The organism is Metabacillus halosaccharovorans (assembly GCF_002019635.1).
GTDB lineage: Bacteria > Bacillota > Bacilli > Bacillales > Bacillaceae > Metabacillus > Metabacillus halosaccharovorans.
Genome location: NZ_KV917372.1, coordinates 483,412 through 499,563 on the forward strand (window position 1 = coordinate 483,412; position 16,152 = coordinate 499,563).

21 protein-coding genes and 1 other RNA gene are annotated in these 16,152 nt (G+C 34.3%); 18 read left to right on the plus strand and 4 right to left on the minus strand.

Annotation, left to right across the window (positions count from 1 at the left end; genetic code table 11):
- Positions 1-229: 229 nt before the first annotated feature.
- Together BK577_RS16610 and ffs are read left to right on the plus strand one after the other, a co-directional pair.
- Entirely contained in the window at positions 230-832 is a 603-nt protein-coding gene (locus BK577_RS16610; RefSeq protein WP_078433981.1) for a cell wall hydrolase, read from the plus strand.
- Positions 833-1,050: 218 nt separating this feature from the next.
- Positions 1,051-1,317: signal recognition particle sRNA large type (gene ffs / locus BK577_RS16615), an RNA gene on the plus strand.
- A gap of 55 nt (positions 1,318-1,372) precedes the next feature.
- Here ffs and BK577_RS16620 read toward each other — a convergent pair.
- Positions 1,373-1,837, minus strand: a complete 465-nt coding sequence (locus BK577_RS16620; RefSeq protein ID WP_078433982.1) for a hypothetical protein — start codon at positions 1,835-1,837, stop codon at positions 1,373-1,375.
- Positions 1,838-2,009: 172 nt separating this feature from the next.
- On the opposite strand from BK577_RS16620, the gene BK577_RS16625 reads away from it, so the two are divergent.
- The 8 genes from BK577_RS16625 to BK577_RS16655 all read left to right on the plus strand — a co-directional run bounded on the left by BK577_RS16625 (position 2,010) and on the right by BK577_RS16655 (position 10,389).
- Complete coding sequence (locus BK577_RS16625) at positions 2,010-2,345, plus strand: metal-sensitive transcriptional regulator (protein WP_078433983.1); 336 nt, start codon at positions 2,010-2,012, stop codon at positions 2,343-2,345.
- Between the two features lie 13 nt (positions 2,346-2,358).
- Positions 2,359-2,565: a copper chaperone CopZ gene (gene copZ / locus BK577_RS16630; protein WP_078433984.1), complete on the plus strand. Its 207-nt coding sequence runs from the start codon at positions 2,359-2,361 to the stop codon at positions 2,563-2,565.
- 92 nt (positions 2,566-2,657) lie between these two features.
- Positions 2,658-5,075 (plus strand): heavy metal translocating P-type ATPase, encoded by a 2,418-nt coding sequence (locus BK577_RS16635; RefSeq protein ID WP_078433985.1) that lies wholly within the window; start codon positions 2,658-2,660, stop codon positions 5,073-5,075.
- A 263-nt stretch (positions 5,076-5,338) separates the two neighbouring features.
- Entirely contained in the window at positions 5,339-5,494 is a 156-nt protein-coding gene (locus tag BK577_RS26065) for a hypothetical protein (protein WP_169908331.1), read from the plus strand.
- 198 nt (positions 5,495-5,692) lie between these two features.
- The gene (locus BK577_RS16640; protein ID WP_078435293.1) at positions 5,693-7,831 is read left to right on the plus strand and encodes a transglycosylase domain-containing protein; all 2,139 of its coding nucleotides are present in this window, start codon (positions 5,693-5,695) and stop codon (positions 7,829-7,831) included.
- Between the two features lie 288 nt (positions 7,832-8,119).
- On the plus strand, positions 8,120-8,398 hold the full coding sequence (locus BK577_RS16645) for a hypothetical protein (RefSeq protein WP_078433986.1): 279 nt from the start codon (positions 8,120-8,122) through the stop codon (positions 8,396-8,398).
- Positions 8,399-8,413: 15 nt separating this feature from the next.
- Entirely contained in the window at positions 8,414-9,679 is a 1,266-nt protein-coding gene (locus BK577_RS16650) for an MFS transporter (protein WP_078433987.1), read from the plus strand.
- A gap of 101 nt (positions 9,680-9,780) precedes the next feature.
- A complete protein-coding gene (locus tag BK577_RS16655; protein WP_078433988.1) occupies positions 9,781-10,389 on the plus strand; it encodes a chloramphenicol phosphotransferase CPT family protein in 609 nt (202 codons plus the stop codon).
- Between the two features lie 21 nt (positions 10,390-10,410).
- Here BK577_RS16655 and BK577_RS26070 read toward each other — a convergent pair whose 3' ends face one another.
- On the minus strand, positions 10,411-10,566 hold the full coding sequence (locus tag BK577_RS26070; RefSeq protein WP_156932044.1) for a hypothetical protein: 156 nt from the start codon (positions 10,564-10,566) through the stop codon (positions 10,411-10,413).
- 442 nt (positions 10,567-11,008) lie between these two features.
- On the opposite strand from BK577_RS26070, the gene BK577_RS16660 reads away from it, so the two are divergent.
- Positions 11,009-11,566, plus strand: coding sequence for an HPP family protein (locus tag BK577_RS16660; protein WP_078433989.1), 558 nt, complete (start codon positions 11,009-11,011; stop codon positions 11,564-11,566).
- 92 nt (positions 11,567-11,658) lie between these two features.
- Here BK577_RS16660 and BK577_RS16665 read toward each other — a convergent pair whose 3' ends face one another.
- Positions 11,659-12,252 (minus strand): CBO0543 family protein, encoded by a 594-nt coding sequence (locus tag BK577_RS16665; RefSeq protein WP_281252641.1) that lies wholly within the window; start codon positions 12,250-12,252, stop codon positions 11,659-11,661.
- A gap of 168 nt (positions 12,253-12,420) precedes the next feature.
- Here BK577_RS16665 and BK577_RS16670 point away from each other — a divergent pair, with 168 nt between their 5' ends.
- From BK577_RS16670 to BK577_RS26075, 7 genes are all read left to right on the plus strand, one after another.
- Positions 12,421-12,840: an SRPBCC family protein gene (locus BK577_RS16670; protein ID WP_078433991.1), complete on the plus strand. Its 420-nt coding sequence runs from the start codon at positions 12,421-12,423 to the stop codon at positions 12,838-12,840.
- Positions 12,841-13,170 carry an ArsR/SmtB family transcription factor gene (locus BK577_RS16675; protein WP_078433992.1) on the plus strand — a complete coding sequence of 110 codons (330 nt, stop codon included), beginning with the start codon at positions 12,841-12,843 and terminating at the stop codon, positions 13,168-13,170.
- 136 nt (positions 13,171-13,306) lie between these two features.
- Positions 13,307-13,909, plus strand: a complete 603-nt coding sequence (locus BK577_RS16680) for an MEDS domain-containing protein (RefSeq protein ID WP_078433993.1) — start codon at positions 13,307-13,309, stop codon at positions 13,907-13,909.
- A gap of 22 nt (positions 13,910-13,931) precedes the next feature.
- Positions 13,932-14,486, plus strand: coding sequence for a histidine kinase dimerization/phospho-acceptor domain-containing protein (locus BK577_RS16685; RefSeq protein ID WP_483869349.1), 555 nt, complete (start codon positions 13,932-13,934; stop codon positions 14,484-14,486).
- A 105-nt stretch (positions 14,487-14,591) separates the two neighbouring features.
- Positions 14,592-14,912, plus strand: coding sequence for an ATP-binding protein (locus BK577_RS16690; RefSeq protein ID WP_169908333.1), 321 nt, complete (start codon positions 14,592-14,594; stop codon positions 14,910-14,912).
- Between the two features lie 106 nt (positions 14,913-15,018).
- The gene (locus BK577_RS16695) at positions 15,019-15,549 is read left to right on the plus strand and encodes a nitroreductase family protein (protein ID WP_078433996.1); all 531 of its coding nucleotides are present in this window, start codon (positions 15,019-15,021) and stop codon (positions 15,547-15,549) included.
- A gap of 12 nt (positions 15,550-15,561) precedes the next feature.
- A complete protein-coding gene (locus tag BK577_RS26075; RefSeq protein ID WP_169908335.1) occupies positions 15,562-15,711 on the plus strand; it encodes a hypothetical protein in 150 nt (49 codons plus the stop codon).
- Positions 15,712-15,773: 62 nt separating this feature from the next.
- Here BK577_RS26075 and BK577_RS16700 read toward each other — a convergent pair whose 3' ends face one another.
- On the minus strand, positions 15,774-16,139 hold the full coding sequence (locus tag BK577_RS16700) for a DUF5367 family protein (protein ID WP_078433997.1): 366 nt from the start codon (positions 16,137-16,139) through the stop codon (positions 15,774-15,776).
- Between the last annotated feature and the right edge of the window lie 13 nt (positions 16,140-16,152).

Below are 16,152 nucleotides of genomic sequence, written 5' to 3' on the forward strand. Positions count from 1 at the left end.
TACATCTTCAATACACCTTTCAAAGTTGATTTTGATATAAGCAATTAACATGATAAAAGTTCGGTCACTCTTTATATAGGGAATTTTTGAGGGAGAGTAGCATTAAAATTAATTTTTTTTTATAGTAGAATTAAATTTTCCAATAATATACTAATGAGAAACACTTGCAAACCTGTTAGCCTTGTATATGACCTGTTTCGAACCAATAAATAAACAGGAGGTATACATGATGAAAAAAATACTATGTTTATTCATAACTCTAAATATGATCTTTTTCTCTTTTACTATTTCTAAAACCAATGCTGAAGAACAAGATACGAATGAAACTGGAACTTCATTACATTTACTATTAAATAAGCACGGAATTGAAACTGAAGAAAACAATTTGAATTCCATTGATTTACGATTTCAACAAAAAGAAGTTATCAAGAAGGATGAGACAATTATAAAGGCTGACAAAGAAGTGTCTGCTACAATTTCGAAAGATGAAAAAAAATTGCTTGCCCAACTGGTCCATGCAGAGGCAGAAGGTGAGCCATATGTTGGTAAGGTGGCAGTTGCTGAAGTTGTACTAAATCGTGTTGATCATGATCAATTCCCAGATACTATTAAACAAGTCATTTATCAAGAAAATGCTTTTGAACCTGTCTCAAATAACTCCATTAACGAACCGGCTGATAAGGAAGCTTATAAGGCTGTTCAAGATGCATTGACAGAAAACGATGAGAATGATGAGCTTCTTTATTTCTATAACCCGGACACAGCTACAAGTGATTGGATACAAACTCGTGAAGTTGTAAAAACAATTGGTAATCATGCATTTGCTATATAGAAAATAGAAAAATGCGTACAGTCTAAAATGCTGTACGCATTTATTTTTCTTAATCTTCAAGGTCCTATTAATAACTGCACGATGTATGATCCAAATTCCCAGCACTATTTTTACCATTAAATACAACTTCACTACCTTATCCATCTATGTTAAATTAGATATACACGATACGTAACACGTATTGTTCATACCATACAAATACATGTCATTTATACATACCGTGCTAGATGGGGAGATGGCGGTGCCCTGTAACCTGCAATCCGCCTTAGCGGGGTTGAATTCCTCTTTAGCGGTATGGTGCATGTAAGGTTTGCCTTATGCAAGCGGTGATGACGATTGGGGTCCGCGCAACAGACATCTATGAAACTGGTCAGGCCTGGAAGGGAGCAGCCATAAGTAGATTCGTCGGTGTGCCGCAGGGTAGCCCTGACTGAGCTGGCTACTTAAGTAACACTTATGTGACCATATCAATAAGAGGTGCACGGTTTTACATATGAACATAGCAGATGACTCCTTTTAGACAAAAAGGAGTCATCTTTTTTATTTATTATCAACGTCTTTATCTGGTTTAAACAATTTTTTAGAAAAAGCATTTAACTTATTTAAAAACCGATTAAAGCCAAACCCTACAAAAAACGCAATACTGATTTGGGCTAACGGAGTTTCATTGTAATCAATAAAATCAATCAAAAAGATTCCACTTTGTAGCAATGTAACAGCTATAACAGCCGTACCTGTAGCAAATATCGGATAAAAGATATACATAATCCACTCTCTATAGTCTGTTAGCTCGCCCTTCATATAGTGAGAGCAAAACATGTAAAGATGGCGAAGGGATCCACCGATTGCTCCGGCAAAGAAATAATAAAGAAAAATCTCAATAGAAGAAATAAACGGAAACAGATTTTCTAATACTCCAGTCCATAATGCTCCGACAGCTAAAAAGCTGCCAAAAAACAAAAGGGAAAGATAAAGTAAAATCACGGTTTTTAACCACCGTTTCATTCTATCACCCCTAGTTGAAGATTTGATATTATATGATGCAGTCATCTGAAAAGTGTTTTAGTTCATGCACCGTTTCAAATAGGAGAAAAAACAAAAGGTATTTTATAAAATCAAAATGCTTTACATAGGTTAGGGGGGTATGGTAGATTATATTAAAGAGGAGGTTTTGGATATGTTTGAAGAAGAAGAGGCCTTGAAATTTGAACAATGTAATATGAATCACTCTGAAAGACAAAGCCACCATTCTGATAAGGTAAAAAAATCCTTAATTAGCCGGTTAAATAGAGTTGAAGGTCAAGTTCGCGGTATTAAAGGGTTAATTGAAAAAGATACGTATTGTGATGATATCATTACCCAAATTTCCGCCGTTCAATCTGCCCTTAATAGCTTCTCAAAAGTTTTATTAGAAGCTCATTTAAAAAGCTGTGTAACAGAAAGAATACAAGATGGTGACTTAGAAGTTGTTGATGAATTGCTTGTTACCATTCAAAGATTAATGAAAAAATAAGGAGTGTTGAATTATGGAGAAAATAACGTTAACAGTTCAAGGTATGTCCTGTGGACACTGTGTAAGTGCAATTGAAGGAAATGTAGGAAAACAAAATGGTGTAGAAAACGTAAAAGTTCATTTATCTGAAGGAAAAGTGGATATCGATTTTGATCCGGCTGTTGTTTCATTGGATAAAATAAAGGAAATAATTGATGAACAAGGGTATGATGTAGTGTAACAATTATTCCGAAAAACAAAACGTGCTTATATCGTTAGCACGTTTTATTTTGAAAAACAATATACCACTACAGGGTATAGGAGGCGTAAAAATTGTCAGAACAAACAAAAGAAGCAATATTACCCATTACTGGAATGACATGTGCTGCTTGTGCTGTTCGAATAGAAAAAGGACTTAATAAAATGGATGGAGTGGAAAAGGCAACTGTTAATTTTGCTTTAGAAAGAACATCCATTAAATATGATCCAAGTGTGACAAACATAGATAAATTCACAAAGAAAATAAATGGTTTAGGTTATGATATAGCAATGGAAAAGGTTGAACTAAATCTTATTGGTATGACTTGTGCGGCCTGTGCGAATCGTATTGAAAAAGGTTTACACAAACTGGATGGTGTGACAAATGCATCAGTCAACTTAGCATTAGAAAGAGCAACTGTTGAGTTTAATGCCTCACAAGTTAACACTACAGATTTAATTAAACAAGTAGAAAAATTAGGTTATCAAGCCAGCTTGAAAGATGAAGAGAAAAAAAATATCACTGATCAAAGAGCTAAGGAATTACAGACACAGAAAAGAAAGTTTCTTTTTTCCTTGATCTTATCCATTCCTTTACTTTGGTCAATGGTTAGTCACTTTAGTTTCACATCATTTATATATTTGCCTGAGATACTTATGAATCCATGGGTACAATTAGCCTTTGCTACACCAGTACAATTTATTGTCGGGAAACAATTTTATATAGGAGCTTATAAGGCACTCAGAAATAAAAGTGCCAATATGGATGTACTTGTTGCTTTAGGAACATCTGCTGCATACTTCTACAGTTTATTTTTAACGATTGCATCAATAGGTTCTGATCACCATATGGTAGAGCTATATTATGAAACAAGTGCAGTTCTTATTACTTTAATTGTATTGGGAAAATTATTTGAAGTTCGAGCAAAAGGGCGTTCCTCTGAAGCAATAAAAAAACTGATGGGATTACAGGCCAAAACAGCCATTGTTATCCGTAGTGGGACGGAACAAGAAATCCCTCTTGAAGAAGTACAGGTTGGAGACATCGTAATTGTTAAACCCGGGGAAAAGATACCTGTTGATGGTGAAATTATCGAGGGTCGTTCTGCTTTAGATGAATCCATGCTAACAGGGGAAAGTATACCAATTGATAAAAATGCAGGGGACAGTGTGATAGGAGCAACTTTAAATAAAAATGGTGTGTTAAAAATAAAAGCAACTAAAGTGGGTCGCGATACAGCTCTTTCACAAATTATTAAAGTTGTAGAAGAAGCACAAGGTTCAAAAGCACCCATCCAACGTATAGCTGATCACATTTCCGGTATTTTTGTTCCAATCGTTGTTGGAATTGCCATCGTTACATTTATCATTTGGTTCTTTTGGATAACACCCGGTAATGTTGCAGAAGCACTAGAAAAGATGATTGCAATCTTAGTCATTGCCTGCCCTTGTGCATTAGGACTTGCAACACCAACTTCTATTATGGCGGGATCAGGAAGAGCTGCTGAATTCGGTATCCTCTTTAAAGGTGGAGAACATCTTGAACGAACTCATCGCTTAACGACAGTTCTTTTAGATAAAACAGGAACGATTACAAATGGCACACCAATCCTAACAGATATTTTTGTAGAAGAGGGGTTTAATGAAAGTGAATTTTTACAACTGATTGGTTCAGCAGAAAAGCAATCTGAACACCCTCTTGCACAGGCAATTGTTTCAGGTATTCAGAATAAAAATATTGACCTGGTTGATGTTGAGGAGTTTGAAGCAATACCGGGATATGGCATAACCGCAAAAGTGCAAGGGAAATTGATCATAGCAGGTACAAGAAAATTAATGATAAAACACAATATTGCGATATCATCGGCACTTCAAACAATGGAAACACTTGAGAGATCAGGAAAAACTGCCATGTTAATCGCAATTGATGATCAATTTGCCGGTATGGTAGCTGTTGCAGATACGATAAAAGATACATCGAAAGAAGCCGTCCAACGCTTAAAGAATATGGGATTACAAGTTGTTATGATTACTGGTGACAATGAGCGAACAGCAAAAGCAATTGCCAATACAGCAGGGATTGAACATGTTGTATCAGAGGTTTTACCAGAAGGAAAAGCAGAAGAGGTAAAAAAACTTCAACAGCAAGGAAAAGTTGTTGCTATGGTTGGGGACGGAATTAATGATGCACCGGCTTTAGCAATGGCTGATATTGGAATGGCAATCGGAACAGGAACAGATGTTGCCATGGAAGCAGCAGATATTACGCTTATTCGGGGAGATCTTAACAGTATTGCTGATGCAATCTCTATGAGTCAAAAAACGATTCGAAATATTAAGCAAAATCTCTTTTGGGCATTTGCCTATAATTCACTTGGAATACCAATTGCAGCTTTGGGATTCTTAGCACCTTGGTTAGCAGGTGCAGCCATGGCCTTTAGTTCAGTCTCAGTTGTCTTAAACGCACTTCGATTACAAAGAGTGAAACTATAATCATAGGACAAATAAAGGAGATTTTGTTTAGCTTCTTTATTTGTCCTTACTTTTAAATAAGGATTGAAAGCTCTTCAAAATTTATTAATTGCTCTACATTCTGCCTTCTTCCCCAAAAAAACCCTCACCAAATATGGTGTCTATACCTATTCATCTTTAAAGTATGACAAGGTTAAGCATTATTTTTCAATAATGATTAAAAATTGGTATCAAAAGCAATGGAATGGAATATAATACAGGATCTTCAAGTAGGGGTGTGAAATATGATTCATCAACAAACAATTGAGTTGGTTGAGGAACTGTTACAGTCTCGAATTAACGAAATCCTACTAAATAATGAAGCAGAATATTTTGATAAACTACCAGGTTTAGTTGAGTCATTGAAGCTTATAAAAGAACAATTTTCTAATAAAAAGTGAATGCGTTTTCTATAAAGATAGATAGTCCAAAGAATAGAATCTCTTTGGACTTTTTCTATTTTTAAAAATAAGGCTAATTTCTTAGTGAAAGGTTAAGACTTATGACATGTTGACGAAAAATATATACTGATTAAAAATTAATCAGTATATGACAAGCTGTAGTTTGCAACTTAGAAGGTGGGACAAGTCTTGGGAAGAATGGAAAAAAGGAAAGAACAAAGATCTTTAAAGAAAAAGTCATTTTTAGCTAAAAAAGTGGTTGTCAAAATAATTGCAGTACTTTTGTTAACTGTAATTTGTGGCCTCTTAGTCATCAATATACTGATTTGGACAAGTGATGTGAGCAAATTAGAAAAACCTGCACCTCAGCCAACGATTATTTATGATCAAGATGGAGAAATAGCAAGTAAGCTTTCAAACTCAAGTATTGAAGGTGTTTCATTAGAGGATATATCAGATGATATGATACATGCTGTAATCGCTACAGAAGACCAACGTTTTTATCATCATCATGGTGTGAATTATTTCGCTATAACTAAAGCGTTTGTTACGAATTTGTTTAAAGGTAATGTCGTTGCAGGTGGAAGTACAATCACACAGCAGCTCGCAAAAAATGTATTTTTGTCACATGAGCGTACTTATACAAGAAAAATGAAGGAATTGATTCTAACAAAAAAGATTGAGCGTTCTTATACAAAAGATGAAATTTTGGAACGGTACTTAAACCAAATTTATTTTGGTGAAGGTGCATGGGGAATTCAACGTGCAGCCCAAACCTATTTCGGAAAAAATGCCGCAGACTTAACATTGAGTGAATCTGCCATGTTAGCTGGCCTAATAAAAGCACCTTCTTCACTATCACCTATCAAACATTTCGACCAATCTGTCAAACGAAGAAATATTGTTTTAACCTTGATGGAAAAAGAAGGGTTTATCACGGAAGAAGAATTAAAAAGTGCGAAAGCTGATCAAATTGTTTTAGATAGAAGAAAAACCGAAGATGAATATAAGGGCAATTATCCATATTATATTGATTATTTAATAGAAGAAGCAATTAAAAAATATGAACTTACTGAAAATGAAATTCTTTCTGGAGGACTTCATATTTATACAGAATTGAATCCAGTCATTCAAACTGCCGCTGAAGAAGTATACAATTCAGATTCACTTTTTCCGGAAAGCAGCTCCGATCAACTCATTCAAAGTGGCAGTGTATTTATTCATCCATCAACCGGTGGAATTCAGGCATTAGTTGGAGGAAGAGGAGAGCATACATTTCGCGGATTTAACCATGCAAGCCAATTAATTAGGCAGCCGGGATCAACTATGAAACCTTTAGCAGTATACACCCCTGCACTGGAGCAAGGGTATGAACCATTTGATCTTTTATCAGATCAGCCTCTAACTTTTGAGGGAGGATACCAGCCTAAAAATTCCGACCATCAATATCGAGGCCAAACGACACTATTTGATGCTGTAATTCACTCGTACAATATTCCAGCTGTTTGGTTATTAAATGAAATAGGTTTAGAGAAAGGAATTCAAGCTGTTGAACGTTTTGGCATTCCATTAGTGAAAGAAGATCATAGCCTGCCACTAGCTCTCGGTGGAATGTCAAAAGGAACTTCACCGTTATTAATGGCGCAGGCATTTGCTACGTTCCCCAATGATGGTGTTATGGTTGAAGCCCACTCTATTCAAAAAATTGAAGATGCAAATGGAGAAATTATTGCCGAATGGCAGAGTAAAGCAACACGGGTTACAGAGCCCGAGGTTGCTCAGAAAATAACATATTTACTAAATGGTGTGGTTGAAAAAGGAACTGGTAAAAATGCTAAGATTTCCGGAATTGATGTGGCGGGAAAAACGGGTACTACCCAATTACCGTTTGAAATCAATGGTGGATCAAATGATCACTGGTTTGTTGGCTATACACCGGAGTTAGTAGGTGCTGTTTGGTTAGGTTATGACAAGACAGATGAACAGCATTATTTATTATCATCTAGCAGTCAAACTGCAACATTTTTATTTAAGGAGATCCTCTCCAAATCAAAAACAGAACTGACAGAAACTTCGTTTGATTTATCACTTATTGCAGGAAACATAAAAAAAGCAATTGAACTTAGAGAAGAAGAAGAGGAAAAAGCAAAAGAACAGGCTGAGAAAGCAAGAGAAAGAGAGGAAGACGAAGAAGAGGACGAAAACCAGGAAGACGAAGATGAGGAGGATGAAAAGGAAAACAAAGGAAAGGGAAAAAAGAATAAAGATAAAGGCAAGGATAGGGAAAACAAAGATAGAGGTAATGGCAAAAAGAAAGAAGATGATGAGGAGGATTAAGCTTCTGATCTAAAAATAGGTATAAAAGACAGACATGCTATTTCAACATGTCTGTCTTTTAGTTTGTCATTATCATGTAGGAGAGTATGCGGAACTGTTAAATATAGCAGTGGAGAGCTGGGCAATCATCTAAGTTGACCAGCTTCTATTAATTACACATAAAATAGTTTGTTACCCATTGTAAAAGCAGAAGGAGATCACATTTTTTTGTGGAACTTAAGAAGCATACATGATTGAAACAGTCCGCTAATATAGTGAATAACACATGACAAATGAGGAGTGAGATCTTTGTACGTGCTAATTGCTGTACTTTGTTTGTTTTTTGTTATCTATTCACTTTATCGTTCACACCAAAATGCAAAATGGAAGCTTATTAACTCAAGCTTAACGAAAGATGAATTTTTCCAGGTTCTTGATATTTTATCATCAGCAAATATCCGCTATAAAGTTCAACCTCCCACTCCAAGAAAGAGTCACTATGATATTTATGTGCAAATAGATGATGAAGTAAGTGCGATTTATTTGTTACAGACTGTTATACTTTCAGAGAACAGAGTCACAAAATAGAAAGAAGGACAGCAAATGAGTAATCTTGATTACAAGCAAATTTCACGCAAAGTGTTTTTTTATAACGCCAAATATAATTATATTCTAATGCTTTTGATCGTTTTTGGAGGATTTCTTATTTTCGGATTATCTGAAAATGTAAGAGGACCTGCCATACCTGTTATTCAAAATGACTTCCAATTAACTCAGACACATCTGGGCGCCTTATTAGCTTTAAACTCTCTCGGATATTTGCTTGCATGTTCATTCACCTCCATCCTTGCGAACAAAATTAGTATTAAGTGGACAGGGATCGCTGCATTTTTATCGATGACTGCAGCTGGATTTACCATCTTTTTTTCTACAACTTTTACAACTCTTTCAGCTTCTTTTTTCTTTTTATACATAGGTAATGGTATGTTAGAAATTGGGCTCGGAATAATGGCCGCCAGGATTTTTACGAAAAATACGGGAATGATGATGAACCTATCACACTTTTTTTATGGCCTGAGCTCAACAGTTGCTCCTATAATGGCTGCTTCCATTATGGGTTGGAATGGGTTAAGTGGAGAAGAATTTGGTTGGAGGGGGATGTATCTATTCATCCTTTGTTTTTCAATACTACCAATCATTCCTTCATTACTAGGGAAATTTCCAACGGAAAAGATTGAAGAAGGGACTGTTCTATCTTTTAAATCTCTTTCAAGAGATCCGATTGCTTGGTTAATCGTTGCGATTTTATCATTTGGAGTCGTATCAGAGCTTGCTGTTGGAGGATGGTTAATTAATTATTTAGTAAAGGCTTATCAATGGGAAATAACAGATGCTTCACATATGTTGTCTTTATTTTTTTTATTTTTCATGCTTTCAAGATTATTGCTTGGACCTTTAACCGACAGGGTAGGATTCACAAAATCCATTATGATATTTTCAGCTTTTTCTGGAATTTGCAACTGTGCTGCAATTATAATAGGAGAAAAAGGAGCCATTTTATTCGCAGTCTCAGGAGCAGGGATTGCTTTAATTTATCCAACAGTTATGGCACTTCTTGCAAAAAGATATCCACATGGTACAGGAACTGCTATTACGTTTACCGTTACATTAATGGGGATAGCAAGTGTAATCGGAAACTTTCTAATCGGATTTATTATTGATTTTGTCACAAAAGTATTCAGTAACGGGGATAATGAATTAATCGGCTTACAGGCAGGTTATGGATTCATCGCATTGCTTGCATTATTATGTTCTGGGTGTTGTTATGTTCTATATCGTATTTTTCGTAACCGAAATGAATTAGTGTAAGTGTCCTGCATTAAAATGTCTTCGGCACTTTAATGCAGGCTTTTTTTTAAAAGTCAATTTAATGTTAACGTACAAAATGACACCAAGCCTGGAGGGGAAAAATGAAAAAGACAGGGACTATTATCATCTTAAATGGTACTCCAAGATCCGGAAAATCAAGTATAGCCAAATTTATTCAAGACAACTTTAAAGGTGTATGGATGAATCTAGGTGTTGATCATTTAATGAAAATGACTCCGGATGCATATCAACCAGGCATTGGATTGCGTCCTGGAGGTGAGAGACCTGACCTGGAACCTGTTATTGAACGTTTATATATTGCCATGTATGAGTCAATTGCTTCTTTTAGTCGAGCTGGTATAAATGTAGTAGTAGATGTCGGCCACCATGACGGCTATTCGACTTCATTAGATATTCTTAAAAAATGCGCAATGATCTTAGAAGGTTACCCAGCTTACTTAATAGGTGTTCACTGTCCCATTGAAATAATTATGAAAAGGAGACTTACTACATGGAATATTGGTTACACACCTGATGGCAATATTCCAAAACCGGTAAAGCTGTGGCAAAAGCTTGTCCATGAGCCTGGTATATATGATTTGGAAGTAGATACATCTATTTTATCTTCCGCGGAATGCGCGAATCTCATTAGAAAAAGAATAAAACTTGGACCTATGCCTACATCTTTTGAAGAAATTCGTAATTTATAACTGATGATTTTTAAATACTCGTTAATTTAAAAGTTGTATTTCTGATTCCTGTACTAATAAAATTTGCTCTCCGAAAACAATTTCATAATTACCATTTCCATAATTATAGATGACTTCACACTTTATACCTTTATAAACCACTATTTGCTGACCAATTGTACTCGTTTCGTTAGACATGAAAACTCCTCCTCTATTGAATAAAATTTATATTATATTTTTAGAATATTCATCTTGATAAAAAATGAAAAACCGTCAATACTTAACTATGCAAAAGAATAGCATGCTTTAAGATGAATGACGGTTAGCTATAAAAGCAGGATTCCCTATCATTAACAAACTATTTTAATAACGTTTTCGTTTTATAGAAACTTTAATTGAATTTAATATCACACTCAACTCGACACATTTATTATTTTAACAACAAATTAACAACGTTTGCACTACTAATCATCCGACATTTTCGGTCAAACTTTTTAAACTCCATAACATACTTTGAAAGGGTTTACAACAATAAATCGTCATAAATATCTTTAAATTATTTGCCATTTCCTTTACAATAAATTTTACGGAAGATTATCTTACATACTTCTTGAAAAACTCACTGTAAGGGGAATGTTTTATGAACGTTGAGAAAACACTTCAAAAAAATGAGCAAAGCATTAATATATTTTTTTATTCTTACTTGATGAAAATGAGGGGAAACCAGAGAATACAAACGAATGTGAAGCTTGGAGACACAATTATATCTGCGAGCGGCGGATTGATTGCTATTACACTCATTAGCTTTGTTGCAGTATTGTTAGGGTATCCAATGATTTTAGGTCCGATGGGTGCAAGTTGTTTATTAGTATTTGCTGCTCATTCTTTACCTTTTTCACAACCAAGGCAAATATTGGGTGGCCATCTCATTTCAACCTTTACAGCTTTATCAATCTGGCATGTATTTGGTAAATCCCATCTATCCATTGGTCTTACACTTGCAATTGTGTTATTTCTTATGATCACACTAAAATTTATTCACCCACCTGCAGCTGCAAGCGCAATGGTGGCCATCAACACAGAAGCAGGCTGGGGGTTTTTATTATCTATCGTCTTATCATCTATTCTCCTTATTTTAATTTCATTACTTTATAATAATTTATTTAAAAATAGACAATATCCGAAACAATGGATATAGCATTTATCAAAGAGGCCGTATTATATGGCCTCTTTTGTTACATATTCAAAAAAAACTATTTAAAAAAGTATCTTCACAGCTGTTTTTGAGCACTAAAGTTTGTTATGTTTTCTTTCTATTTTTTTAAATAGTTTTAAGATGCTCCAGCAAAATAATCCAATTATCCAATAAATAGGAAAGGAGTATATGTTTTTCCATGTTATTTCCATGTACATATCAAACCGCTCCATTGTTGTTTCTGCTACAAATGCAATAAGTAACGCAAGTAAACCTGTTGAAAAAAAGAACTTTATAAATTTCTTTCCTGTTCTTTGGTAAACCATCATAAAAGGAATGATAATAATTCCAACATCATACGGATACATTTGCGGGTATAAATATGGTGTTAAACGAACAGGATATGTCCAAATCATAGCATTGCTTCCAATGGAATCTAAGAAAATAGCGATAATCCCAAAAAACATTCCGAAGGCTGTTATTTCTGTAATTCTTTTTTTATCAACGAAAATAAACCAAACAAATGGAGACAAAATACTTAATGTAACCAAAACCCACCATTTCATAGTTAAGTAATTATGTTCTTGCCAGTAAGAGTGAAGTGTTTGGTAAAATAACTTTTCTTCTTTAAGAAGTTGTTCTAATGATATCGAATGTAAATATTGAAAGGGTAATAAATCTAAGATCATTTCCAATCATAGCACCACATTTTATCTTATTTATCTTTATTCTTTCCAAAAAATAAAAGAATAATAAAAAGTCGGTAAAAATAAAGAATAAACATGACACCAAAAGGTGTTATAATAAAACGCAACCAATTGGTTTCATTTTAATTAATATTCATAGGAGTGAATTGAATGCCAGCAATACAGGACATTAAAAAAACTACCATTTTTCAAGCACCAATCAACAAAGTATGGAAGGTAGTCTCAACTTCAGAAGGAATTTCAGAATGGTTTATGCCCAACGATTTTGAAGCAAAGATTGGACATGAATTTCACATTCAATCTCCCTTTGGTCCTTCACCTTGTAAAGTTTTAGAAATTGAAGAACCCACAAAAATCGTTTTTTCGTGGGACACTGATGGTTGGATTGTCTCTTTTCTTTTAAAAGATTTAGGGGATAAAACAGAGTTCACTTTAATTCATAGTGGCTGGAAAGACGCAGATGATATTCAACAAAAAGCAAATGAAAAAGCTTCTGTTGTTCGTGATAGAATGAATGGCGGTTGGGAGAATATTGTAACCGAAAAACTTCGAAAGGCTGTTGAAGGATAAGTGGCACAAGCAAAGCATGATGTGTTTCAAGCTATTGCTGACCCGACCAGAAGAGAGGTTCTTCGTTTACTAGCAAAAAGGAATTTACCTATTACAGAGATAACGGCTCATTTTCCAATAAGCCGGACAGCAATCACAAAACATCTCACTATTCTTTCAGAGGCAGAATTAGTGAGTGGGAAGAAAGTTGGTAGGGAAAAAATCTATCAACTTCATCCTGAGCCACTTATTGAATTAAAAGATTGGCTTTCATTTTACGAACAATTTTGGGATAATAAAATATCTATGCTAAGACATCTTGTTGAAAATGACAAAGATGATAACTCTTAATAAAATATCTTTAGTATACCGCACTTATTATAGTGCGTTTTTTAATTTTAATTATATGACGATATCCTATACAATAAGATATAATATAATTTATAATTTTCAAAAAATTCAACTGAGGTAAATTGAAGAGGTAGCGATGAAAGAAAACATTGTGCAATTATCCCAAATGATGAACATAACCAACCATGGACATATATTATACATTTATGAATCTATAGAAGACTATATCGAAAACGCATCTTCATATATTTTTACCGGCATTGAACAAGGTCATCATATACTATTCATTGAAAATAAAGAAATTTTTGATAGGATTTCTCTAAAATTACAAGATATTTTATCACAGGATCAAATGAAGAGTGTTCATTTTATTGATAACTATGATTTTTATCGCCTATATGGTGATTTTCAATATGATTTAATTGTTCAACATTTTTCAAAAATTATCGATCAAATTAAGAATAAAAGCCTAACTGTTAGAACTTGGGCTAACGTAGATTGGAAAGAACAAGATCATATAATTTCAAAGCTCACAACCTTCGAAAAATTAGCAGATCATAGTGTACAATCATCAAATCTTATTTCAGTTTGTGCTTATAACGGTCATAAAATTTCTGCTGCCCTTCAAAATAGTATGTTGAAAAGTCATGAATACTTTATGACAGATAAAGAATTAGTCAAATCAAGTTTATATAACAAAAGATCGGTTATTTCCCCTTCTATAAAGATCGTTTATTAAAGAAAATTCGGACCCGATTGTTATTTATGATATACATGATCGAGTTGTTTCAATTAATGATGCTTTTGTGTCAACATTTGGCTTCACTTCAAACGAAGTAATTGGATTAAATGTAACTGAATTACCTATCATTCCCGAAGAAAGAACCTTTGAAGCAAATTTAAGCAGAAGCTATGCAATCTTAGGTGAAAAAATAAAGGGGTATGAAACCATTAGGAAAACGAAGGACAACAGAACCCTATCCATAATATTATCTAGCTTCCCGTTATTAAATGAAGATTCCACTCCAAATGGGTGGGCCGTGATTTATAAAGATATAACCGATAAAAAAGAAGCACAAGAACTATTAATCAAATCTGAAAAATTATCTATAGCCGGAGAACTTGCTGCAGGAATTGCTCACGAAATACGGAATCCAATTACCACAATCAAGGGATTTCTTCAGCTATTACAAGCAACTGGAAACGAAAAACAAACTTATTACGATATTATGAAGTCTGAAATTGATAGAATTGAGCTCATACTCAGTGAACTTCTTATGCTTGCAAAACCGCAGGCTGTTCATTTTGCGCCATAGGATATTAAGGCACTTGTAAAAGATATGATTACACTGTTAAATCCACAAGCTATCATGAATAATGTTCAAATTAGGACTGATTTTGTACATGAAGAAGTAAGCGTCATGTGTGAGGAAAACCAACTAAAGCAAGTTTTTATTAATTTTATTAAAAATGCTCTTGAAGCTATGCCGAATGGTGGCAATCTAATTATTAAACTCATCACTAATGATAAGGAATTGCTGATTCGTTTCATTGATGAAGGTTGTGGAATACCAAAGCATTTATTATCAAAATTAGGACAGCCTTTTTACACAACGAAAGAAAAAGGAACTGGATTAGGACTTTTGGTCAGTAAAAGGATTATCGAGAATCACCAAGGAACAGTTGAGATAACAAGTGAAGTTAATAAAGGGACAGTCATTGATGTGAAACTGCCTTTATAAGGTGTAGTTTATAAAATAGTAGCGAAAAACCTTTAACAATTAGACCTCTTACCTTACACTAAAGATATATATAAAATATATGTTTAGTTTCAAGAAAGGAGTTTTTATGGATTTTAAAGATGTGGTGAAAAACAGACGGGAAATTACGAAGTTTACAAACAAAGCCATTCCTACGGAAACAATCGAGGAAATCATCCAACTAGTTTCTTTATCTCCAACAGGAAATAATTTACCTTCCAGAGAATTTATTATCGTTAAAAATCGAAAAACATTAGACTACTTATCTGAAACTACTCCGTTTATGAAATGGTTAAAGGAAGCTCAAGGTGCCATTGTCATTACTGGATGTCCTAACATAAGTAAGTATTGGCTTCAGGATGCTTCAATCGCCAGTAGCTATATATGGTTAGCTGCTGTTAATGAAGGCTTAGGATGTGCATTCGGCGCTGTTTTTAATATCACAGATGAAGCTGAGACTTTACAAAGAGAGGATTATGTAAAAAATGCTCTATCAATTCCTAGTGATCGAAAAATCGTTGCTATTTTAGGTCTAGGTTATATAAGTGATCAACCAGCGAAAAAGAAGATAATTCCGACAGAAGACATCGTCCATTACGAAGTGTTTAACCAAAAATAGGGAGGCCTGTCTATGGTTGAAAAAGTCGGTGAATGTGTAACATGTAAAAAAATCATTTACTGCACAGACGGTTTTTTGAATGGAGTTGTAAAAAATTCAGAAGTTTATTGCTTTACTTGTGCAGAAAAAAGTGACCAGAACCGTCATTGTTCTTCCTATTAAAAAGGTTTGATCACCAATAAGGGGGCCTAAAAAATATGAAAGGTTCCCCTTTGTTATAATTCTCATTTTCGTTTAAGGGTAATACCCGTTAGGAGAATTAAACTATATGCCCAAAGTAACCACGCAGAAAAATATGGCAGTGTGTCATTATGCAGGTTAGGGAACACAAGAGGAAAAAAGATGATGCTAAATATATCTAAAACCATTCCGGGAACAGCAATTTGGATGGCTGCTAACATGCGATTAGAGTCTGATACTTTCATAAAATGATAATAAGGGTAGGTCGCAACAAATATTAGCGGGATTGCCATTAAAAAGCTAACTAATAATAAAATGTAATGCCCCTGAATCAAAAAGTGATGACCAAAAAATCGAAAAATCATTGTAGCTGCAATCCATAATAAAAATCCCCATAGAATATTTCTCACCGATATTCTCCTC

Coding starts and splice junctions, on each gene's coding strand:
- BK577_RS16660 (WP_078433989.1), top strand. CDS start 11,009: ATGAACGTTGAGAAAACACTTCAAAAAAATGAGCAAAGCATTAATATA.
- BK577_RS16670 (WP_078433991.1), top strand. CDS start 12,421: ATGCCAGCAATACAGGACATTAAAAAAACTACCATTTTTCAAGCACCA.
- BK577_RS16680 (WP_078433993.1), top strand. CDS start 13,307: ATGAAAGAAAACATTGTGCAATTATCCCAAATGATGAACATAACCAAC.
- BK577_RS16610 (WP_078433981.1), top strand. CDS start 230: ATGAAAAAAATACTATGTTTATTCATAACTCTAAATATGATCTTTTTC.
- BK577_RS26065 (WP_169908331.1), top strand. CDS start 5,339: ATGATTCATCAACAAACAATTGAGTTGGTTGAGGAACTGTTACAGTCT.
- BK577_RS16665 (WP_281252641.1), bottom strand. CDS start 12,252: ATGATCTTAGATTTATTACCCTTTCAATATTTACATTCGATATCATTA.
- BK577_RS26075 (WP_169908335.1), top strand. CDS start 15,562: ATGGTTGAAAAAGTCGGTGAATGTGTAACATGTAAAAAAATCATTTAC.
- BK577_RS16625 (WP_078433983.1), top strand. CDS start 2,010: ATGTTTGAAGAAGAAGAGGCCTTGAAATTTGAACAATGTAATATGAAT.
- BK577_RS16620 (WP_078433982.1), bottom strand. CDS start 1,837: ATGAAACGGTGGTTAAAAACCGTGATTTTACTTTATCTTTCCCTTTTG.
- BK577_RS16655 (WP_078433988.1), top strand. CDS start 9,781: ATGAAAAAGACAGGGACTATTATCATCTTAAATGGTACTCCAAGATCC.
- BK577_RS16640 (WP_078435293.1), top strand. CDS start 5,693: ATGGAAAAAAGGAAAGAACAAAGATCTTTAAAGAAAAAGTCATTTTTA.
- BK577_RS26070 (WP_156932044.1), bottom strand. CDS start 10,566: ATGTCTAACGAAACGAGTACAATTGGTCAGCAAATAGTGGTTTATAAA.
- BK577_RS16650 (WP_078433987.1), top strand. CDS start 8,414: ATGAGTAATCTTGATTACAAGCAAATTTCACGCAAAGTGTTTTTTTAT.
- copZ (WP_078433984.1), top strand. CDS start 2,359: ATGGAGAAAATAACGTTAACAGTTCAAGGTATGTCCTGTGGACACTGT.
- BK577_RS16695 (WP_078433996.1), top strand. CDS start 15,019: ATGGATTTTAAAGATGTGGTGAAAAACAGACGGGAAATTACGAAGTTT.
- BK577_RS16690 (WP_169908333.1), top strand. CDS start 14,592: ATGTGTGAGGAAAACCAACTAAAGCAAGTTTTTATTAATTTTATTAAA.